The organism is Streptomyces sp. enrichment culture (assembly GCF_964272855.1).
GTDB lineage: Bacteria > Actinomycetota > Actinomycetes > Streptomycetales > Streptomycetaceae > Streptomyces.
On record NZ_OZ186847.1, the window covers coordinates 3,674,646 to 3,692,451 of the forward strand.

Annotated in this window: 17 protein-coding genes; 5 read left to right on the top strand and 12 right to left on the bottom strand. The window is 72.5% G+C overall.

Annotation, left to right across the window (positions count from 1 at the left end; all coding sequences use genetic code 11):
* Window positions 1-66 precede the first annotated feature (66 nt).
* On the bottom strand, window positions 67-1,356 hold the full coding sequence (locus ACSU6L_RS15690; RefSeq protein WP_073940635.1) for a geranylgeranyl reductase family protein: 1,290 nt from the start codon (window positions 1,354-1,356) through the stop codon (window positions 67-69).
* 97 nt (window positions 1,357-1,453) lie between these two features.
* Between ACSU6L_RS15690 and ACSU6L_RS15695 the strand changes: the two genes are divergently transcribed.
* Both ACSU6L_RS15695 and ACSU6L_RS15700 read left to right on the top strand, forming a co-directional pair.
* On the top strand, window positions 1,454-1,960 hold the full coding sequence (locus ACSU6L_RS15695; RefSeq protein ID WP_073940792.1) for a GNAT family N-acetyltransferase: 507 nt from the start codon (window positions 1,454-1,456) through the stop codon (window positions 1,958-1,960).
* A gap of 93 nt (window positions 1,961-2,053) precedes the next feature.
* On the top strand, window positions 2,054-2,404 hold the full coding sequence (locus ACSU6L_RS15700) for a PASTA domain-containing protein (RefSeq protein ID WP_437057333.1): 351 nt from the start codon (window positions 2,054-2,056) through the stop codon (window positions 2,402-2,404).
* A 25-nt stretch (window positions 2,405-2,429) separates the two neighbouring features.
* Here the strand turns inward: ACSU6L_RS15700 and ACSU6L_RS15705 are convergent, their stop codons facing one another.
* From ACSU6L_RS15705 to ACSU6L_RS15720, 4 genes are read right to left on the bottom strand one after another with little or no spacing between them, the layout of a single operon-like run.
* Window positions 2,430-3,125, bottom strand: coding sequence for a demethylmenaquinone methyltransferase (locus tag ACSU6L_RS15705; RefSeq protein ID WP_437057335.1), 696 nt, complete (start codon window positions 3,123-3,125; stop codon window positions 2,430-2,432).
* Entirely contained in the window at window positions 3,122-4,195 is a 1,074-nt protein-coding gene (locus tag ACSU6L_RS15710; RefSeq protein WP_437057337.1) for an acyltransferase family protein, read from the bottom strand. The genes ACSU6L_RS15705 and ACSU6L_RS15710 overlap by 4 nt, the downstream gene beginning before the upstream one ends.
* Before the next feature lies 1 nt (window position 4,196).
* A complete protein-coding gene (locus ACSU6L_RS15715; protein WP_437057339.1) occupies window positions 4,197-6,398 on the bottom strand; it encodes a bifunctional polysaccharide deacetylase/glycosyltransferase family 2 protein in 2,202 nt (733 codons plus the stop codon).
* Window positions 6,399-6,426: 28 nt separating this feature from the next.
* Window positions 6,427-6,810, bottom strand: coding sequence for a hypothetical protein (locus ACSU6L_RS15720; protein ID WP_437057341.1), 384 nt, complete (start codon window positions 6,808-6,810; stop codon window positions 6,427-6,429).
* Between the two features lie 154 nt (window positions 6,811-6,964).
* Between ACSU6L_RS15720 and ACSU6L_RS15725 the strand changes: the two genes are divergently transcribed.
* Window positions 6,965-7,981 carry a chitinase gene (locus tag ACSU6L_RS15725; protein WP_437057343.1) on the top strand — a complete coding sequence of 339 codons (1,017 nt, stop codon included), beginning with the start codon at window positions 6,965-6,967 and terminating at the stop codon, window positions 7,979-7,981.
* Between the two features lie 6 nt (window positions 7,982-7,987).
* Here ACSU6L_RS15725 and ACSU6L_RS15730 read toward each other — a convergent pair whose 3' ends face one another.
* The 4 genes from ACSU6L_RS15730 to mqnC form a co-directional block, all read right to left on the bottom strand.
* Window positions 7,988-8,818, bottom strand: coding sequence for a carbohydrate-binding protein (locus ACSU6L_RS15730; protein WP_437057345.1), 831 nt, complete (start codon window positions 8,816-8,818; stop codon window positions 7,988-7,990).
* A 53-nt stretch (window positions 8,819-8,871) separates the two neighbouring features.
* Window positions 8,872-9,804 (bottom strand): AraC family transcriptional regulator, encoded by a 933-nt coding sequence (locus tag ACSU6L_RS15735; RefSeq protein ID WP_437057347.1) that lies wholly within the window; start codon window positions 9,802-9,804, stop codon window positions 8,872-8,874.
* Between the two features lie 100 nt (window positions 9,805-9,904).
* Window positions 9,905-10,504, bottom strand: coding sequence for an imidazolonepropionase-like domain-containing protein (locus tag ACSU6L_RS15740; RefSeq protein WP_437057349.1), 600 nt, complete (start codon window positions 10,502-10,504; stop codon window positions 9,905-9,907).
* 7 nt (window positions 10,505-10,511) lie between these two features.
* Window positions 10,512-11,708 carry a cyclic dehypoxanthinyl futalosine synthase gene (gene mqnC, locus ACSU6L_RS15745; RefSeq protein ID WP_437057352.1) on the bottom strand — a complete coding sequence of 399 codons (1,197 nt, stop codon included), beginning with the start codon at window positions 11,706-11,708 and terminating at the stop codon, window positions 10,512-10,514.
* Between the two features lie 157 nt (window positions 11,709-11,865).
* On the opposite strand from mqnC, the gene ACSU6L_RS15750 reads away from it, so the two are divergent.
* On the top strand, window positions 11,866-13,896 hold the full coding sequence (locus ACSU6L_RS15750) for a hypothetical protein (protein ID WP_437057354.1): 2,031 nt from the start codon (window positions 11,866-11,868) through the stop codon (window positions 13,894-13,896).
* Here the strand turns inward: ACSU6L_RS15750 and ACSU6L_RS15755 are convergent.
* Window positions 13,889-15,595, bottom strand: a complete 1,707-nt coding sequence (locus tag ACSU6L_RS15755) for a serine/threonine-protein kinase (RefSeq protein ID WP_437057356.1) — start codon at window positions 15,593-15,595, stop codon at window positions 13,889-13,891. The two genes, ACSU6L_RS15750 and ACSU6L_RS15755, sit on opposite strands and share 8 nt — an antisense overlap.
* 150 nt (window positions 15,596-15,745) lie before the next feature.
* Window positions 15,746-16,594, bottom strand: a complete 849-nt coding sequence (locus tag ACSU6L_RS15760; RefSeq protein ID WP_437057358.1) for a menaquinone biosynthetic enzyme MqnA/MqnD family protein — start codon at window positions 16,592-16,594, stop codon at window positions 15,746-15,748.
* A gap of 287 nt (window positions 16,595-16,881) precedes the next feature.
* Between ACSU6L_RS15760 and ACSU6L_RS15765 the strand changes: the two genes are divergently transcribed.
* Window positions 16,882-17,085, top strand: coding sequence for a cold-shock protein (locus tag ACSU6L_RS15765; RefSeq protein WP_004984723.1), 204 nt, complete (start codon window positions 16,882-16,884; stop codon window positions 17,083-17,085).
* Window positions 17,086-17,219: 134 nt separating this feature from the next.
* On the opposite strand, the gene ACSU6L_RS15770 is transcribed toward ACSU6L_RS15765, so the two are convergent.
* Window positions 17,220-17,801 carry a helix-turn-helix domain-containing protein gene (locus ACSU6L_RS15770; RefSeq protein WP_437057361.1) on the bottom strand — a complete coding sequence of 194 codons (582 nt, stop codon included), beginning with the start codon at window positions 17,799-17,801 and terminating at the stop codon, window positions 17,220-17,222.
* Window positions 17,802-17,806 lie beyond the last annotated feature (5 nt).

A 17,806-nucleotide genomic window follows, 5' to 3' on the forward strand; every position in this document is an offset into this window, starting at 1 on the left:
ACCTCCGGCACCGGCGTCATCGTCGCGGCAGGCACGGCCCGCGCTCGGCGCAACCCCGTGACGTGATCAGGCCTTCGGTGCGACCTTGGTCAGTCCGTTGATGATGCGGTCCATCGCGTCGCCGCCCGTCGGGTCGGTGAGGTTGGCGAGGAGCTTCAGGGTGAACTTCATCAGCATCGGGTGGGTCAGGCCGCGCTGGGCCGCGATCTTCATGACCTTCGGGTTGCCGATGAGCTTCACGAAGGCGCGGCCGAGGGTGTAGTAGCCGCCGTAGGTGTCCTTGAGCACGCGCGGGTACCGCTGGAGGGCGACTTCCCGCTGGGCGGGGGTGGCCCGCGCGTGCGCCTGGACGATGACGTCGGCGGCGATCTGGCCGGACTCCATGGCGTAGGCGATGCCCTCGCCGTTGAACGGGTTCACCAGGCCGCCGGCGTCGCCGACCAACAGCAGGCCGCGGGTGTAGTGCGGCTGGCGGTTGAAGGCCATGGGGAGCGCGGCACCGCGGATCGGGCCGGTCATGTTCTCGGGGGTGTAGCCCCAGTCCTCGGGCATGGACGCGCACCACGCCTTCAGGACCTCCCGCCAGTCCAGCTCCTTGAAGGAGTCGGAGGTGTTCAGGACGCCGAGGCCGACGTTGGAGGTGCCGTCGCCCATGCCGAAGATCCAGCCGTAGCCGGGGAGGAGGCGGTCCTCGCCGGGGCCGCGGCGGTCCCACAGCTCCAGCCAGGACTCCAGGTAGTCGTCGTCGTGGCGCGGGGAGGTGAAGTACGTGCGCACGGCGACGCCCATCGGGCGGTCCTCGCGGCGGTGCAGGCCCATCGCCAGCGAGAGGCGGGTGGAGTTGCCGTCGGCGGCGACCACGAGCGGGGCGTGGAAGGAGACTTCGCGCTTGTCCTCGCCGAGCTTGGCGGTCACACCGGTGATGCGGCCGGTGCGGTCGTCGACGATCGGGCCGCTGACGTTGCAGCGCTCGTACAGCCGGGCGCCCGCCTTCTGCGCCTGCCGGGCCAGTTGCTCGTCGAAGTCGTCGCGCTTGCGGACCAGGCCGTAGTCGGGGAAGGAGGCGAGATCCGGCCAGTCGAGCTGGAGCCGGACGCCGCCGCCGATGATGCGCAGGCCCTTGTTGCGCAGCCAGCCGGCCTCTTCGGAGATGTCGATGCCCATCGCCACGAGCTGCTTGACCGCCCGCGGGGTGAGCCCGTCACCGCACACCTTCTCGCGCGGGAACTCGGTCTTCTCCAGCAGCAGGACGTCGAGCCCGGCCTTGGCGAGGTGGTACGCCGTGGTGGAGCCCGCTGGCCCCGCGCCCACGACGATCACGTCGGCGGTGTTGTCGGAGAGGAGGGGCTCGGTCACGGCGGGATCTCCCCAAGTTCGAAATCTGCGTGCCGACCGGCACTGGACATGGGCAGTCTATTCAGCACAATTGATCAACCGGCTGAAGGGCTGCCCCGTGAACAGAACGCTCCCCGTGGTACGGCTGCGCGTCCCCACCGACGAGGACGCCGTCGCCTGGCACCGGGTCTTCGACCACCCGGACGTGATGGAGTTCCACGGCGGCCGTTCCGCCGGGCTGTCCGTCTACGAGGAGCTGACCGCCCGCCAGCGCAAGCACGACGCGGAACTGGGCTTCTGTCTGTGGACGATGCTCGACGAGGAGGACCGGGTCATCGGCTTCACCGGCGCGCAGCCCTGGCCTCTCGAGTGGGGTCCGGCCGGGGAGATCGAGATCGGCTGGCGGCTGGGCCGGGAGCACTGGGGCCGGGGCTATGTCACCGCCGCCGCGCAGATGACGCTTGAGCGGTTGCGCGCGGCGGACGTGCCCGGCGTGGTGGCGATGGTGAACGCCCGCAACGCCCGCTCGATCGCGGTCACCCAGCGGCTGGGCATGCGGCTCGCCGAGACCTTCACGACGCCCGAGTCCGAGCAGCAGGGGCACTGCTACCGACTGGCGTTGTGACGCAGAGTAATACTCGGCTACGGAAAGACACCTGACGCTTCCGGACGGCACCCCCGGGCGGTTACCCTGCCAGTACCGCTGGGGGTGACATCTGTGCGTATACCACCCAAAACACCCGAAGTGCGTGTGCCGAGACTCGTCGGTCTCATGGCCGTCGACGCGCGCGAGGCGGCCGAGTCGCACGGGGTGCTGCTCGCCGCACCGGACCGGCCGGACTTCCCGCGCACGGTCGTGGACTACGTCGTACGGCAGTACCCGCCACCCGGAGCCGAGATACCACGCGGCGCCGTGGTCACCGTCTGGTTCGACTTCGGCGAGGGCGATGGCGGCGGAGGCTCGGGCGTCCGTGAGCCCCGCGTCCCGGGCCCGCCGCACGGCGGCGTCCGCCGCGAGCTGATCACGCCGGAGGAACCACGGGCGATGAGCCCGCTCAGCTCTCCTTGAGCCCGCTCGGCGCTCCCTGAGCCGCTCAGCTCTCCTTGAACCCGCGGTGCAGTGCCACCACGCCGCCCGTGAGGTTCCGCCACGCCACCCGCGACCAGCCCGCGCCCGTCAGCCGGTCGGCGAGCGCCGCCTGGTCGGGCCAGGCGCGGATGGACTCGGCGAGGTAGACGTACGCCTCCGGGTTGGAGGACACCGCGCGGGCCACCGGCGGCAGCGCCCGCATCAGGTACTCGGTGTAGACGGTGCGGAAGGGCGCCCAGGTAGGGTGCGAGAACTCGCAGATCACGACCCGTCCGCCGGGTCGCGTCACCCGGTGCATCTCGCGCAGCGCCGCGTCGAAGTCCTGGACGTTGCGCAGCCCGAAGGAGATGGTGACGGCGTCGAAGACGTCGTCCTTGAACGGCAGCCGGGTCGCGTCCCCCGCGGTCAGCGGCAGCCACGGGTGCTTGCGCTTGCCCACCTGGAGCATGCCGAGGGAGAAGTCGCAGGGGACGACGTAGGCGCCGGTGCGGGCGAAGGGCAGGGAGGAGGTCGCCGTACCGGCGGCCAGATCGAGGACCTTCTGCGCGGGCCGCGCGTCGACGGCCTTGGCGACCTCCTTGCGCCAGGCGCGGGCCTGCCCGAGGGACAGCACGTCGTTGGTGAGGTCGTACCGGTCCGCCACGTCGTCGAACATCGAGGCGACTTCGTGCGGCTGCTTGTCCAGGGATGCGCGGGTCACGCCCTCATTGTTGCAGCAGGGCCCGGCGGCAGAAGGCGCGGCGTGCGTTTCCCGGCCACGTCCTCCACCCACCCGCACAGAAGCACGAAGACGGCGATCAGCACCCAGCCCACCCCGAACATGAACCACTGGTTCTCCAGCGGCAGGTGGGCCTCGAAGGCGGGCACCTCCCAGAACCGGTCGATCAGCGGCACGGCCAGGATCAGCGCGATCTCGTGCCAGAGGTAGACCGTCACCGCGCGCGCGTTGAAGACGCTCACGATCCGGTCCAGCCTCGGCGCGCGGGCGAGCCAGGAGAAATCGGCCTTGAAGTACATCAGCGGTGTCACGAACCCCGCCGACCAGAAGGCCTGGGCGAGCGGGTTCTCGTCCAGGTCGTAGGTGCCGTACTCGGCCTGGTGCGCGAAGGCGTACCAGCCGCCGTACGCCAGCGCGGCCAGCGAGAACAGGACGACGGCGGCCGGCTTCAGCCGCCGGAGCACCCCGTCGCGGTGGGCGAAGCCGAGGAGCCAGCAGAAGAGGTATGTGGCCAGGTCCAGCAGGGCGGTGCCGAAGCGGTCGTCCGGCGGCTGCCAGGCGAACCGGAGGGCGACGACCGGGGCGAGGGACAGCGCCAGCACGGGTACCGGCGCGAGCCGGAAGAACCGCAGCAGGAGCGGGGAGAGCAGCACGAACCAGAGGTACGTCCGCAGGTACCAGAGGACCTCCCAGGCCTGCGCGCCCGACGCGTCGCCGGGCGGGTCGCCCAGCGGCACGATCCAGAAGACGATCTGCCAGCCGGGCATCCAGCCGTGCACCAGCATCGCCGCGACCACGAAGACGCCCCAGAACCAGAACGGCGGGAGCAGTCTGCGCACCCGGCTCATGACGACCTTCGGGGCCGGGCGCTCCAGTGACTTCGCCATGAGCGTGCCGGCCAGGGCGAACATGACGCCCATCGACGGGAACACCAGGCCCGCCCAGGCCCACCCGAACGTGTGATACGCGACCACGCGGACGAGGGCCGCGGCGCGGAGGGCGTCGAAGTACCGGTCGCGTCCGGCAGCCGTACCCCTCCGGTGCGAGCCCACGTCAGCTCACCCCCGCCGGAGTGCCGACCTCGCCCGTCCGCTTCAGCTTCTGCCAGCGCAGCCGGCCGCCGGTGAGGGCGGTGACGCAGGAGTGGATGAGGACGAGGTACATCATCTGCCGGTACGCCAGCTGCTGCAGCGGCATCATCAGCAGGTACCGGTACTTCTCGCGGTCCAGGCGGAAGGCGTACGCGGCGCACAGCAGCTGCACGCCCAGCACCGCGAGCCACGCCAGCAGGGCCGCCTGGAAGTCGACGAAGACCATCGAGTAGACGGTGAAGACGTCGATGAGCGGCGCGAAGACCGGTGTCACGATCTGGAAGATCACCACCAGTGGCAGCCCGACCCGGCCGAACCGCCCCGAGGGACCCTTGTCGGTGAGCGCCTTGCGGTGCTTCCACAGCGCCTGCATGGTGCCGTACGACCAGCGGTAGCGCTGCGACCACAGCTGCTTCAGCGAACAGGGCGCCTCGGTCCAGGCCCGCGCGTGCTCCTGGTAGACGACTCTCCATCCCGCGCGGTGCAGGGCGATGGTGATGTCGGTGTCCTCGGCGAGGGTGTCCTCGCTCATCCCGCCGACGTCCAGCACCGCCTCGCGCCGGAAGGCACCGATCGCGCCGGGGATGGTCGGCATGCAGCGCAGCAGGTCGTACATGCGCCGGTCGAGGTTGAAGCCCATCACGTACTCGATGTGCTGCCAGGCGCCGATGACCGTGTCGCGGTTGCCGACCTTGGCGTTGCCCGCGACCGCGCCGACGCCGGAGTCGGCGAAGGGCTGCACCAGCTGCCGTACCGTGTGCGGTTCGAAGACGGTGTCGCCGTCCATCATCACGACGATGTCGTACGACGCGTTGCGCACCCCGTTGTTGAGGGCGGCGGGCTTGCCGGCGTTGGCCTGGCGGATGACGCGGACGTTGGGCAGGCCCAGGGACTCGGCGATGTCCGCCGTACCGTCAGTGGAGCCGTCGTCGACCACGATGATCTCGATCGGATGGGTGCTTCTCGCCAGCGAGTTCAGGGTGTTGGCGATGCACTCCTTCTCGTTGTACGCCGGGACGATCACGCTGACCGGTTCGGTGACCGGCGGCCCCCAGGAGAACCGGCGTCTGTTGCGCTGCCGGTGATGGCGGCGGGCCAGGATCAGCATCATCCCGAAGCGCCCCAGGACCGCGACGCCGACGACCGCCAGGCCGACGGACAGCGCCGGCACGGTCCACTCGGCGACGGCGACGGCCGCGACGAGCGCCCTGCCCTCGTAGAGGGTGGCGCCGGTGGCGGGGCGGTGAGCCGCCTGCGAACCGGCACCGGACGCGGCGGCGCCCGGGGCCTGCCGCCCCATGGCCCCGCTGACGGTGGTGAAGGTGTAGCCCTTCGCCCGCATCTTCTCGATGTACTTCGGCAGCGCCTCGATGGTCTGCGAGCGATCCCCGCCGGCGTCGTGGAAGAGCACGGACGCGCCCTCGCCGTCCTCGGGCGTGGCCCACTCGACGATCTTCGAGACGCCGGGGCGCTTCCAGTCGTCGCTGTCGGTGTCGATGAAGACGCTGGTGTAGCCCTGTTCGCCGAGTTGCTCGTAGACCTGCCAGCTGTAGTCGTCGATGGCGTCGGTCTTCGAGGAGTACGGCGCCCTGAACAGCGTGGTGGTGATGCCGGCCGCGCCCGCGAGGGCCAGCTGGGTCTGCTGCATCTCGCGGTTCACGCGGGCTTCGGACTGGTAGGACAGGTCGACGTGGGTGAAGGTGTGCAGGCCGATCTCGTTTCCCTGCTCGACCATGTCCGCCACGACGTCCGGGTGCCGGGCGACCATCGAGCCGAGCACGAAGAACGTGGCCGGGACGTCGTACTCCTCCAGGATCTCCAGCACCCGCGGCGTCCACGTCGGGTCGGGGCCGTCGTCGAAGGTGAGCGCGATCGTCTTGTCCGGGACGGACACGGTCGTCGCCTGTCCGCCGCGGAAGGTGAGGATCGGGCCGCCGTCGAGGACGTCGTCGGGCACACCGCTGGAGCCGGCCCCGGTGCGCACCCGCTGGTCGCCGCCGACCTCGGCGCGCAGATAGCCGTCGAGCAGCATCACGCTGGTCAGCGCGAGCAGGAGCAGCAGGGCGAGGATGACACGCGGTTTCTGCAGTGCCGCGGCCTTGCCCGCAGCCCGTTCGATGCGGGTGGGGGCACGGCGCCGGCCGCGGGAGGAAGTCGTCGTCATGGGTGTGGCTGCGTTCCGGTCGTGGGCGTCAGTCGGCGGTCGCCGAGGCGGACGGGGAGGGGGCGGCGGTGCCGGAGGGCGGTGCGCTGCCGGGCAGGCCGATCCGCTCGCCCATGCCGCCGGGGCGGACGCCGCCGGGCCCATGGCCGCCGCCCGCGGCACCCTGGGCGTCCGCGCCGAAGGGCAGCAGCGACGACGGGGCCAGTGAGGTGCCCCAGCCCATGAAGGCGGCGCCGAGGACGGCCGCGTAGGCGAGGCAGCCGACGCCGAGGAGGACGCCGATCCGGCGCAGCAGCCTGGACCTGCGTCCGGAGTTGTCGACGAACACGGGCCCCTCGGCGGACCCGGTGCCGCGTTTGCGGCGGCGGCCGCGCGCGGCCGCGCGGCTTTCGGTGACAGGCTCGGAATGCATTCCCCGGACGTTAGGGAGCCTTCATGTGCCGAGGTCACCGGCTTCCTGTGAAGCGTCCATGAGAAACGGCGCAGCCTGTGCGCTCGCTGAGAGATCCCGCCGGGGGCCCGGATTCTCACGGGTGGCTCCCAGGTGCGGGTGAGACGTTCCCGCGATGAAGGGATTCCTGAAGCCGACGGCCGCGCTCGCCTGTCTGGTCGCCCTGGCCACGGCCGGGTGCTCCGCCGAGACGGCGGCCACGACGTCCGATCCGTCGCACACGCCGTCGTCCACGCCGTCCGCCACAGCATCGTCCACCGCGTCGTACGCCCTGTCGTACGCGCCCTACGTCAGCGCCACCACCGCCTCCGCCACCGACTCGGCCGGCTCCCCCGACGCCTACAACCTGGCCTTCGTCCTGTCGGACGGCAGCGGTTGCACTCCCGAGTGGAACGGCACCCAGGCGCTCACCGACGCGACCGTCACCTCCCGGATCGCGGAGCTGACGGAGTCCGGCATCCCCGTCCGGGTCTCGTTCGGCGGCGCCTCCGGCAAGGAACTCGCCGCCGTCTGCGACAGCGCGGCCGAGCTGGCCGAGGCGTACGGCGCGGCGCTGGACGCGGCGGGGGCGACGCGGGCCGACTTCGACATCGAGGGCGACGAGCTGACCGACGCGGACTCGGTCGCGCTGCGCAGCGGGGCGATCGCCCTGCTCCAGGAGGAACGGCCGGAGCTGGAGGTCTCGTTCACCCTCCCGGTGATGCCGTCCGGGCTGGACGCCGACAGCCTGGCGCTGCTGGCGTCCGCCAACGGGCACGACGTGCAGGTCTCCACCGTCAACCTGATGACGATGAACTACGGCGGCTCCTACACCGGCGACATGGGCGGCTACGCGGTCCGTGCCGCCCGTGCCGCGCACACCCAGCTCGCCGACGTGTTCGGCCTGTCGTCGGCCGCCGCCTGGAAGGGCATGGCGCTGACGTCGATGATCGGCGTGAACGACGTCGACGGCGAGACGTTCACCCTGGCGGACGCGGCGCGGGTCCGGGCGTTCGCCGAGCGGCACGGGCTCGCCTGGGTGTCGATGTGGGCGACGTTCCGCGACCGGGCGTGCGGGGAGGGCGACACGGCGTCCGAGTGCAGTGGGGTGGCGCAGGAGGACGGCGCGTTCGGTGCGGTGTTCGCGGGCTGAGCCGGGTCAGGCGATCCGCCACAGCGCCGGGACGGACGGGGGTTCCCAGCCGGGCTGTGCCGTGTGGGCCTGGAGGCAGAGCCAGGCGCGGTCGTCGTGGGTGACGCGGTCGCCGGGCCGGTAGGCGGTGCCGACGGTCCAGGTGCCGCCCGGCGGCGGGGTGGGGCCGGGGTCCTGCGGGACGGCGAGGACGAAGTCGAACGCCGCCTCCTTGGCGCCGCCCGCGTCGCGGACGGTCATCAGCAGGCGCGGGTCGAAGATGGTGTCGGTGTTGTTGCGGGGCTCGTTCGGGAAGTACAGCTGCGTGGTCAGCACGGGCCGGTTCGGGGCCTGCACCTTCACGTGTATGTGCCGTGTCCGGCCCGGGTAGAGGCCGGGGACGATCGTGGTGAGGGTGAACGCGCCGTCGGCGCCGGTGTACTGGTGGCCGCGGAACCGGAACCCGGTGTTGTCGCAGGCCCCGTTGACGTCGGCCTGCCAGAAGTCCAGCAGGGCGCCGGCTATCGGCCGGCAGGCGAGGCCGAAGACGTAGCCGCTCACGGTGAGCCGGGTGCCGGGCGTGCCGGCTTCCAGCAGGCTGGTCCTGCGGGGCGAGTTCGGCTTGAAGTAGGGGCCCTCGGTCTGCGGCGGCGTGGGGTCGTCGCCGTCGTCGCACGCCGGGGTGAGCGGGGGTGCCGCATCCTGGGCGGTGAGGGTGCGGGCCAGCGCGGGAGCGCCGGCCAGGGCCGCGGGGACCGCGACCGTCGCGGCGAGGGCGGCGCGCAGCACCGTCTTGCGGCTGACGAGCGGGGAGTTCTCCTCGGCCGGGTCGCGCGTCTCGTTGGTCGCGTTGTCCATGCCTGCTCCTTGTGGGGGCTGTCGGAACGACTTCGGACTGAACGGCACCGAACCTAGGCGTGCGTGTGCGGGGGTTCGATGGACTGGTGTGCGCGGCTGTGGTGTTTTCGGAAGGCGCCGGGGCTCTGCCCGGTCTCGCGGCGGAAGAAGCGGCTGAAGTACGCCGGGTCGGTGAAGCCGGTGCGGGCGGCGACCTGACGTACCGACAGCTCGGTGTGCGCGAGCAGCCGTTGGGCCTGGCAGGTGCGGGCCTCCCGCAGCAGCCGTCCCGGGCTGCGGCCGGTGGCGGACCGTACGGCCTGGGTGAGGTAGCCGGGGGTGACGCCGAGCCGGTCCGCGCACTCCCGGACCGTCCAGGCGACCGCGTCGGGGAGGGTGATCAGCCGGGCGAAGGCCTGGGCGACGGCGGCCCCGCGGCCCTCGGCCGGGACGCCGGGCGCGGGCCCGTCCGGGAGCCGGGCCACCCGGACGGCGAGTACGTGCAGCAGTGCCCGCAGCACGCCCTCGTACCCCGGTCCCCGCTGCTCGTACTCCCTGACCATCTCCGTCATGAGGGCGCCGATCCGCTCGCCCTCCCCCGGCGGCGGCCGGAACCAGCCGCGCGCGGCGAGCCGGCGCAGCAGCTCGCGGTCGCCGGGGTGGTCCACGAGGAAGTCCTCGGTGAACAGCAGGAGCGTGCCGTCGAGGGCGTGGCCGTCCTCCCAGTGGTGCACCTGGCCCGGTGCAAGCACGGCCAGGTGCTGCGGCGCGAGCGGCCGGCGGGTGAGGTCGACTACGTGGGTGCCGGACCCGGCGGTGACGTGGACGATCTCGTAGAAGGTGTGCCGGTGCGGCCGGTGCCAGCGGGCGTACGGCCCCAGGGAGTCGAAGTCGCCGGCCACGAAGGGGACGGCTCCGGGGCCGGCCACTTCCAGCCGGTGCAGGGGCGGTTCGCCGGTACGGGGCGGGAGAGAGGGTGTCCCGGGCGGGACGGTGGTGCCGCGCATGGACCCGAACCTCCTGATGGCAGGTACAGACCAATCGAGCGCCACCAGCGTCTCACGCCGGTCATGCCGTCCGCGAAGCCCTCACCAGGTCCTGGTGGAACTACCGGCGGCGGTGCACCAAGCGCCCCGCGACGACCGTCGCCACGCAGGTGGCGGCGCCCTGCCGGACCAGGGCGGCCCGGTCGGGCACGTCGAAGACGGCGAAGCGGGCGGGGCCGCCCGCGGCGAGCGGCGGCAGCAGGATCAGCGGGACCGGGGAGAGGGACGGCGGCCCCGGCAGCGACGGCGGCCGCTGCCCGACGGCGAGCCCGGCCCGCCGCACCGCGTCCAGCGCGGCCCGCTCACGCAGCTCCCCCGCGATGGCGACGGTGCCGTGCGCGAGGAGCCGCTGCACGCCGCGCCGCGCGCTGGCGCCGCGGCGGGCGGGGTCCGCGCGGAACAGGGCCTGCGCGCGCTCCCCGCCGATCGGTTCCGTGCCGAGCCGGTCGGCCTCGCGCGGGTCGGGGTGGTACGTCCGCTCCAGCAGCTCCGGCCCGTACGGGTTGAGCAGCCCGGGGGTGAGGATGCCGGGCCAGCGCCGCACCCGGGCCCGCGGGTGGGCGGCGGCCAGCTCGTCGTACGGGCCGACGGCGGCGAGGTGCGCGCCGTCGACCAGGACGGCGGTCTCGGGCGAGGCCTCGGCGACGTGGAGGGTCAGCAACGCGGGCTCAGTTGGGGGCGAGGATCTTCAGCTCGGGGTGGGCGGTGCCACCCTCGATCGCCGTCGACGAGATGTGGGAGACGACCCGCTCGTCGACGGGGTCGTTCGCCGGGTCGTCGTGCACGAGCAGGTGCTCGTACGTCGTGCTCCGCTGCGCCGGGACGCGGTCGGCGCCCCGGATCATCTCGATCATCTCCATGAGGTTGGAGCGGTGCTTGGCACCGGCCGCCGAGACGACGTTCTCCTCCAGCATGATCGAACCGAGGTCGTCGGCGCCGTAGTGCAGGGTCAGCTGGCCGGCGTCCTTGCCGGTGGTCAACCAGGACCCCTGGATGTGGGCGACGTTGTCGAGGAAGAGGCGGGCGATCGCGATCATCCGCAGGTACTCGAAGATGGTCGCCTGGGTGCGGCCCTTCAGGTGGTTGTTCTGCGGCTGGTAGAGGTACGGGATGAAGGCGCGGAAGCCGCCCGTCCGGTCCTGTACGTCACGGATCATCCGCAGGTGCTCGATCCGCTCGGCGTTGGTCTCGCCGGTGCCCATGAGCATGGTGGAGGTCGACTCGACGCCCAGGTTGTGCGCGGTCTCCATGATCTCCAGCCAGCGCTCGCCGCTCTCCTTCAGCGGGGCGATCGCCTTGCGCGGCCGCTCCGGCAGCAGCTCGGCGCCGGCGCCGGCGAAGGAGTCGAGGCCGGCGGCGTGGATGCGCTGGATGGCCTCCTCCACCGACACCTTGGAGATCCGGGCCATGTGCTCGACCTCGCTCGCCCCCAGGCTGTGGATGACGAGCTGCGGGAAGTCCTTCTTGATCGCGGAGAAGTGCTTCTCGTAGTACTCGACGCCGTAGTCCGGGTGGTGGCCGCCCTGGAACATGATCTGCGTGCCGCCCAGCTCGACGGTCTCCGCGCACCGGCGCAGGATGTCGTCCAGGTCGCGGGTCCAGCCCTTGTCGCTCTTCGGCGGGGCGTAGAAGGCGCAGAACTTGCACGCCGTGACACACACGTTCGTGTAGTTGATGTTCCGCTCGATGATGTACGTCGCGATGTGCTCGACGCCCGCGTACCGGCGGCGGCGCACCGCGTCGGCGGCGGCGCCCAGGGCGTGCAGTGGCGCGTCGCGGTAGAGGTCCAGTGCCTCCTCGGGGGTGATCCGCCCACCCGCTGCGGCGCGGTCGAGCACAGACTGGAGGTCGGCCTTCTCGGTCACCGGGGCGTCCCTTTCGTCAAGGGTTGTGGACGGACCGAACCAGCCTACGCCAGGCGTTTCCGCGCGCTCACGTCAGGCCGCGTACGCGGCGGCCGGCCGGAGAGCACGGCGTGTCATGATCACTGCTTGCCGTGTGCGCGACAGCGAAGGGTCTTCCATGGAGCGAATCGCCGGCCGGGCGGGCATCGCCCTGTTCGTCCTCGTCGCCACCCTGCTCGGGCTCGCCGTGCCGGGTGCGCGTGCCGCGGAGGGCGTGCCGGTCGCGCAGGCCGGCCATCTCGCCGAGCGGCTGCGCGACGAACCGGTGTACATATCGGATCAACTCCCTCGTGAGGTGCCGAGATCCACGGCGCCCGACTTCGCGAAAGCGGCGCAGCGAACCGGCCTGCCCACCTACGTCCTCGTGCTGCCCGCCGGGAGCACCGGCGGCGAGGCGCTGCTGGACGCGGTGCACGACCGGCTCGGGCGGGACGGGCTGTACGTCCTGCTGGACGACTCGGGCGTCACGGACGCCGCCGCGTACGGCGTGACCGCGCCCGCCGACGACGCCGTGGCCGTCTCGCTGTACGAACTCCCCTACGACGCCGGACCGCTGCTCAGCCTGCGGCGCTTCGCCGACGTCGTCGCGCAGGGCGGGGAGAGGGCCGCGGCGCGGGCCGCGGCCGCCCGCGGGAAGTACGGCGACGGCGACGAGCCCGACCCCCTCTACATCGGCCCCTCCGACCGGGACGACCAGTCGCTCATGACGGGGGCCGCGCTGACCGGCGTACCGCTGACCGTGCTGCTCCTGGTGCCGTACGTACGGCGGTGGCGGCGCGGGCTGCCGGGCGCGCCCGCCGGTCGGCCGGCCGCGCGGCGGCGCTGGGTCGTCCCGGCGGTCGCCGTCGCCTGCGCCGTCGCGGTCGCCGTCACCGCGAACGCCCGCTTCGACCAGACCCGTTCCGGCGCCGCGCCCGCACCGACCCCCGACGACATGTCCGCGCGGGTCGAGCGGGTCGCCGCGGGGCTGAGGCAGGACCCGGTGTACGAGGACCCGGAGAGCCCGCGGGTGCTGACCGCGCGGCAGCGGGAGCGGCTGCACGAGCGGATCCGCGCCTTCGCCCGCTCGGAGGGCGGTGGCCCGGTGTACGTCGCGCTGGTCCCGCAGCAGCCCGAGGACGAGTCCGCGGGCGACGACGAGTTGTTCGCCGCCGCCGTGCACCACCGGGTGGGCGAGGACGGCGTGTACGTCGTCGCCGACCCGGTGCTGGGCGTGATCGGCGTCTACAACCACGGCCTGCGGCTGGACAGCCGCAGCGTCACCTTCGACGTGCCGGAGGCCGTCGCGTACGGCGACGACGCGGCGGGCCGGGCCGACGACCATCTGATGGGCCGGCGCCTCGACCGGCTCATGACCTTCCTGGAGAAGGTTCCGCGCACCGTGGAGCCCGGCTCCCTCGGCGACCCCGCCCCCGCCCCCAACCCCCGCGAGGAGGACACCCTCCGGCCGCTGTTCTCCGGGGAGTTCTGGCCCGGCCTGTGGTCGGGTGCCGTGCTGGCGGGGCTGCTGTGCGCGCTGGTGGCGGCGGTGCTGGCGCTGACCGGGAAGGCGCTGCGGCGGCGCGGTGCGCATCCGGTGCCGACGGAGGCACTGCCGTACACCCAGCCCACCGAGCCGTCGGCGGACTTCCTGCGCCGCACCGCGCGCGCCGAACTGCGTGCCTTCGAAGCCCACTTCACGGACGGTGCCGGGGCGCGTGCCCGGAACTGCATGGAGGCGGTGCTGCTGCTGACCGGTGACGGCCGGGAGCGGGCGGCGGATGCCGCGAAGGACCCGGCGCTGGACCCCGCGACGCTGGTCGCGCTCATCGTCCTCGCCCGGGCCGGCCAGGCGGCGCTGCCCCCGAACGAGGGCGGGCCCGAGGACCGGGTGTGCGGGGTGAACCCCCTGCACGGCCCGGCCCGCACCCGCCGTGACGTCCGCGTCTCGGCGGAGCACCGCAACCGCAGGCGCTGGCTGCCGGTGTGCGAGCCGTGCCGCGACGCGGCGACGGCCATCCCCGCCTCGCTGCCGGGGATGCGGCTGACCCTGCCGGACGGCGGCGGACGCCGGTTGCCGTACGACGAGTCGGAGGGCCCGCTGCCCGCCGTACGGGACGGGATCCCGCGGCTGATCAGCCGGATCCGGGAGAGCGCCGCCGCTACCTGAGCTTCGACAGCCGGGCCTCCGGCTTGCCCGACTCGGAGCTGTCCGACTGGTACTTCAGGTCGTCGCCCACGGGAGTCAGCCGTATCGTCGCCTTCGCCCCGCTGCAGCCGCCGTGGTTGGACTCGACACCGACGGACGTGGCGACGAGCTGCTTCTCGGTCACCTGCTCCAGGGTCAGGACGTCCGTGCAGACGCCGCCCAGCGCGTCCGTCTGGCGGACCTCGCCCAGTTCCTCGCCGACCTCGGCCTGCCGGAGGGTGACCCGGAAGGTGCCGACGGGCAGCGTGCCGCCGAGGGCGGTGCCCTGCCCCTCCCACGTGCCGAGGTAGCGGGCGGGCACCTCGGCCGGGGACGGGGCGTCCCCGGGGTTGCCGGGATCCCCGTCGCTGGGGGCCGGGGAGTAGGCGCCGCCGTCCTTGCCGCCCTCCGCGGTGTCCCGGTGGCCGCCGGGCAGGAGGTCGAGGACGAAGACCGAGCCGACCGTCACCGCCGCCAGCGCGCCCGCGACGGCGAGCGCGACCGAGCAGCTCAACCGCCGCCCCCTGCCGTCCGCTCCGGGCGCCGCCGAGGCGGCCACGGTGACGGAGAGCTTGCCGGGGCGCCCTCCGGAGGGGGTGACGGTGTCCCGCGGTGGCGCGCTGTCGTACGGCTGCGGCTGCGGCTGGGACTGCTGCGGTTGCGGCTCCTGTCTCTGCGCCGGTACGGCGGGCGGCATCACCGGCGGCGGCCCGAACGTGCCGACGGACTGCGGCACGCTCACCGCGGGGGTGCTGAACCCGGCCGGCCCCGACGGCGTGTCCGTCGCCGCCTCCAGGTTCAGCAGCCGTACCGCGCTCCGGCTCACCCCCTCCACCAGCGCCCGGGGCAGCCAGCCGTCCGCCACCAGGCGTGCCGCGCCCTCGGGGGCGAGGCGCCGGGCCACCTCGCCCGGTGCGGGGCGGGCGCCCGGGTCCTTCCCCAGGCAGTCGGCGACCAGCTCGCGCAGGTCGCCCTCGAGACCGGCGAGTTCGGGCTCCTCGTGGACGACCTTGTACAGCAGCGCGGCGGAGGAGTCGCCGGGGAACGGCGGTTCGCCGGTCGCCGCGTACGCCAGTACCGCGCCGAGGGAGAAGACGTCCGCCGCGCCCGTGACGCCCTTGCCGAGGATCTGCTCCGGCGACATGTAGCCGGGCGAGCCGACCGAGACACCGGTGGAGGTCAGCGACGCCGTGCCGTCGGTGGCGCGGGCGATGCCGAAGTCGATCAGCAGCGGGCCGTCCAGGGTGAGCAGCACGTTCGACGGCTTCACGTCCCGGTGCACCAGGCCCAGCTCGTGCACCGCGGCCAGCGCCTCCGCGAGCCCGGCGCCCAGCGCCCGTACCGTGCCGACGGGCAGCGCCCCGACCTCGGCCACCGCCGCGGTCAGGGACGGACCGGCCGCGTAGGCGGTGGCGACCCAGGGGACCGGCGCCTCCGGGTCGGCGTCCAGGACCGGCGCGGTCCAGGCGCCGCCGACCCGCCGCGCGGCGGCGACCTCACGCCGGAAGCGGGCCCGGAACTCCTCGTCCAGCGCGAAGTGCGGGTGGACGACCTTCACCGCGACGGTGCGCCCGCCCGCGCTGCGGCCGAGGTACACCCGCCCCATCCCGCCGGAGCCGAGCCTGCCGAGCAGGCGGTACGGCCCCACGCCGGTGGGTTCGTCGACTCCGAGCGGCTGCATCGCGCGCCCCCTCCCCCGTGGCCCCCCGTGGACCTGTCGAGTCTCCCAGCAGGTTACGCAGTCCGGGCGGCAGCACGGCGGTCACGGGGGCACGGGGTCACGGCCTTCACGACCTTCACGGCCTTCACGACCTTCACGGCCTTCAGGCCTTCACGGCTGGAGCAGGTCCACCTTCACGTCGGCCGGGAAGCCCGTCGACGGGCCGACCCGCCGGGCGAACTCCGCGACGGCGGCGAGCTGCGGCTCGCCGAAGCGGAAGTCCAGGGTGGTGAAGTACCGCTCCAGGACCCGCTCGTCGAAGGCCTCCCAGCGGGCCGCCTGCTCGGCGACCTTGCCGACCTCCTCCAGGGAGAGGTTGCGGGAGGCGAGGAAGGCCTCGTGGACCTTGCGGGTGATGACCGGCTCGCGTTCCAGGTAGTCACGGCGCGCCGCCCAGACCGCGAAGACGAACGGCAGGCCCGTCCACTCCTTCCACAGCGCGCCCAGGTCGTGCACGGCGAGGCCGTAGCGCGGCCCGTCGTGCAGGTTGGCGCGCAGCGCGGCGTCGCCGATGAGGACGGCGGCCTCGGCCTCCTGCATCATCAGGCTGAGGTCGGGCGGGCAGCTGTAGTAGTCGGGCTGGACGCCGAAGCGTTCCGCCAGCAGCAGCTGGGCCAGCCGGACGGAGGTGCGCGAGGTCGAACCGAGGGCGACCCGGGCGCCGTCGAGGCGGTCCAGCGGGACCTGCGAGACGATCACGCAGGACATGACCGGTCCGTCGCAGCCGACGGCGATGTCGGGGAAGGCGACCAGGTCGTCCGCGTTCTTCAGGAACTCGACGAGGGTGACGGGCCCGATGTCGAGGTCTCCCTGCACCAGCTTCTCGCTGAGCTTCTCCGGGGTGTCCTTCGTCAGCTCGAAGTCGAGGAGCGTGCCCGTTCTCGCGAGCCCCCAGTACAGGGGCAGGCAGTTCAGGAACTGGATGTGGCCGACGCGCGGCCGGGTGCGAGAAATGTCCACATCGCGAGGCTAGACCCTGGGCAGTAGGCTGCTGTCCTCGCCCCCGGCGTCGGACAGGCGTGGTGATCTTCAAACGTCCGAGTGACGTGATCTTGACCTCTATTGCTTTCGGGTGCCCGCGTGCTAGGCTCGCCGCAAGTTGCAGTTTGGTTTCCCTTGCAGTACAGAGCCTGCGGAGCATGTGACCGCGGGCTCTCGTCGTTTTCAGGCGGATGCAGTTGTGCAGAACTCGTCTTCACACTTGCTGGTTCTGGAGCAGGGCAACCCTTTGAGCCCAAGGAGGGCTTATGGCTACCGGAACCGTTAAGTGGTTCAACGCCGAAAAGGGCTTTGGCTTCATCGCCCAGGAAGGCGGCGGCCCCGACGTCTTCGTCCACTACTCCGCGATCAACGCGACCGGCTTCCGGTCCCTTGAGGAGAACCAGCAGGTGTCCTTCGACGTCACGCAGGGTCCGAAGGGCCCGCAGGCTGAGAACGTCACCCCGGTCTGATCCTTCCTGATCCGGGATCCGATCTAGCGCAGTACCCAAGGAGCCCCGCGCCTTTCGGCGACGGGGCTCCTGCCCTTTCCCCGGCCCATTCGCAGGCCGCTTTCCGGTGAATTCTGTACGAATTCTCGGATGCGTCAGATGTGCTGCATGATCAGCACGAACGTCGTGCCCGGCAGCAGTGCCTCGTAGGCGTGCGGAACATCCCCGCGATAGGTCATGTAGTCGCCCGGGCCCAGTTCCACGCTCTCCCCGCGCGGGCCCGCCTTCACCCGTCCGGAGCTCACGACCAGGTGCTCCACCGAGCCCGGAATATGCGGCTCGGATTCCCGCGCGGCGCCCGGTTCCGCCCGTAGGGCGTAGATGTCCCGGCGGGCGCCGGGCGGACACGCCGAGAGCAGGGTCGCCACGTAATTCGCCTGTTCGGACGCGACCGCGGGCCCTTCTCCCGCCCGGATCACCCGTACGGCCGGAGCCGGCGGCTCGACCAGTGCGCTGAACGGCACCCCGAGCGCCACGCCGAGCGCCCAGATCGTCTCCATGCTCGGATTCCCGCTCGCCGCCTCCAGTTGGGAGAGCGTCGACTTGGCGATCCCCGCCCGCTTGGCCAGCTCGGACAACGACAGCCCGGCCCGGGTGCGTTCCCGGCGCAGGGAGGCGGCGATCCAGTCGAGGGGCAGGCGGGGCGGGGTGCCGCTCCCGGGCGCGGAACCGGTCATGTCGT

Excerpts from the sequence above, each read along its gene's own strand:
- ACSU6L_RS15725 (WP_437057343.1), top strand. The coding sequence starts at position 6,965 with ATGAAGGGATTCCTGAAGCCGACGGCCGCGCTCGCCTGTCTGGTCGCC.
- ACSU6L_RS15770 (WP_437057361.1), bottom strand. The coding sequence starts at position 17,801 with ATGACCGGTTCCGCGCCCGGGAGCGGCACCCCGCCCCGCCTGCCCCTC.
- ACSU6L_RS15755 (WP_437057356.1), bottom strand. The coding sequence starts at position 15,595 with ATGCAGCCGCTCGGAGTCGACGAACCCACCGGCGTGGGGCCGTACCGC.
- ACSU6L_RS15715 (WP_437057339.1), bottom strand. The coding sequence starts at position 6,398 with ATGACGACGACTTCCTCCCGCGGCCGGCGCCGTGCCCCCACCCGCATC.
- ACSU6L_RS15735 (WP_437057347.1), bottom strand. The coding sequence starts at position 9,804 with ATGCGCGGCACCACCGTCCCGCCCGGGACACCCTCTCTCCCGCCCCGT.
- ACSU6L_RS15765 (WP_004984723.1), top strand. The coding sequence starts at position 16,882 with ATGGCTACCGGAACCGTTAAGTGGTTCAACGCCGAAAAGGGCTTTGGC.
- ACSU6L_RS15720 (WP_437057341.1), bottom strand. The coding sequence starts at position 6,810 with ATGCATTCCGAGCCTGTCACCGAAAGCCGCGCGGCCGCGCGCGGCCGC.
- ACSU6L_RS15730 (WP_437057345.1), bottom strand. The coding sequence starts at position 8,818 with ATGGACAACGCGACCAACGAGACGCGCGACCCGGCCGAGGAGAACTCC.
- ACSU6L_RS15750 (WP_437057354.1), top strand. The coding sequence starts at position 11,866 with ATGGAGCGAATCGCCGGCCGGGCGGGCATCGCCCTGTTCGTCCTCGTC.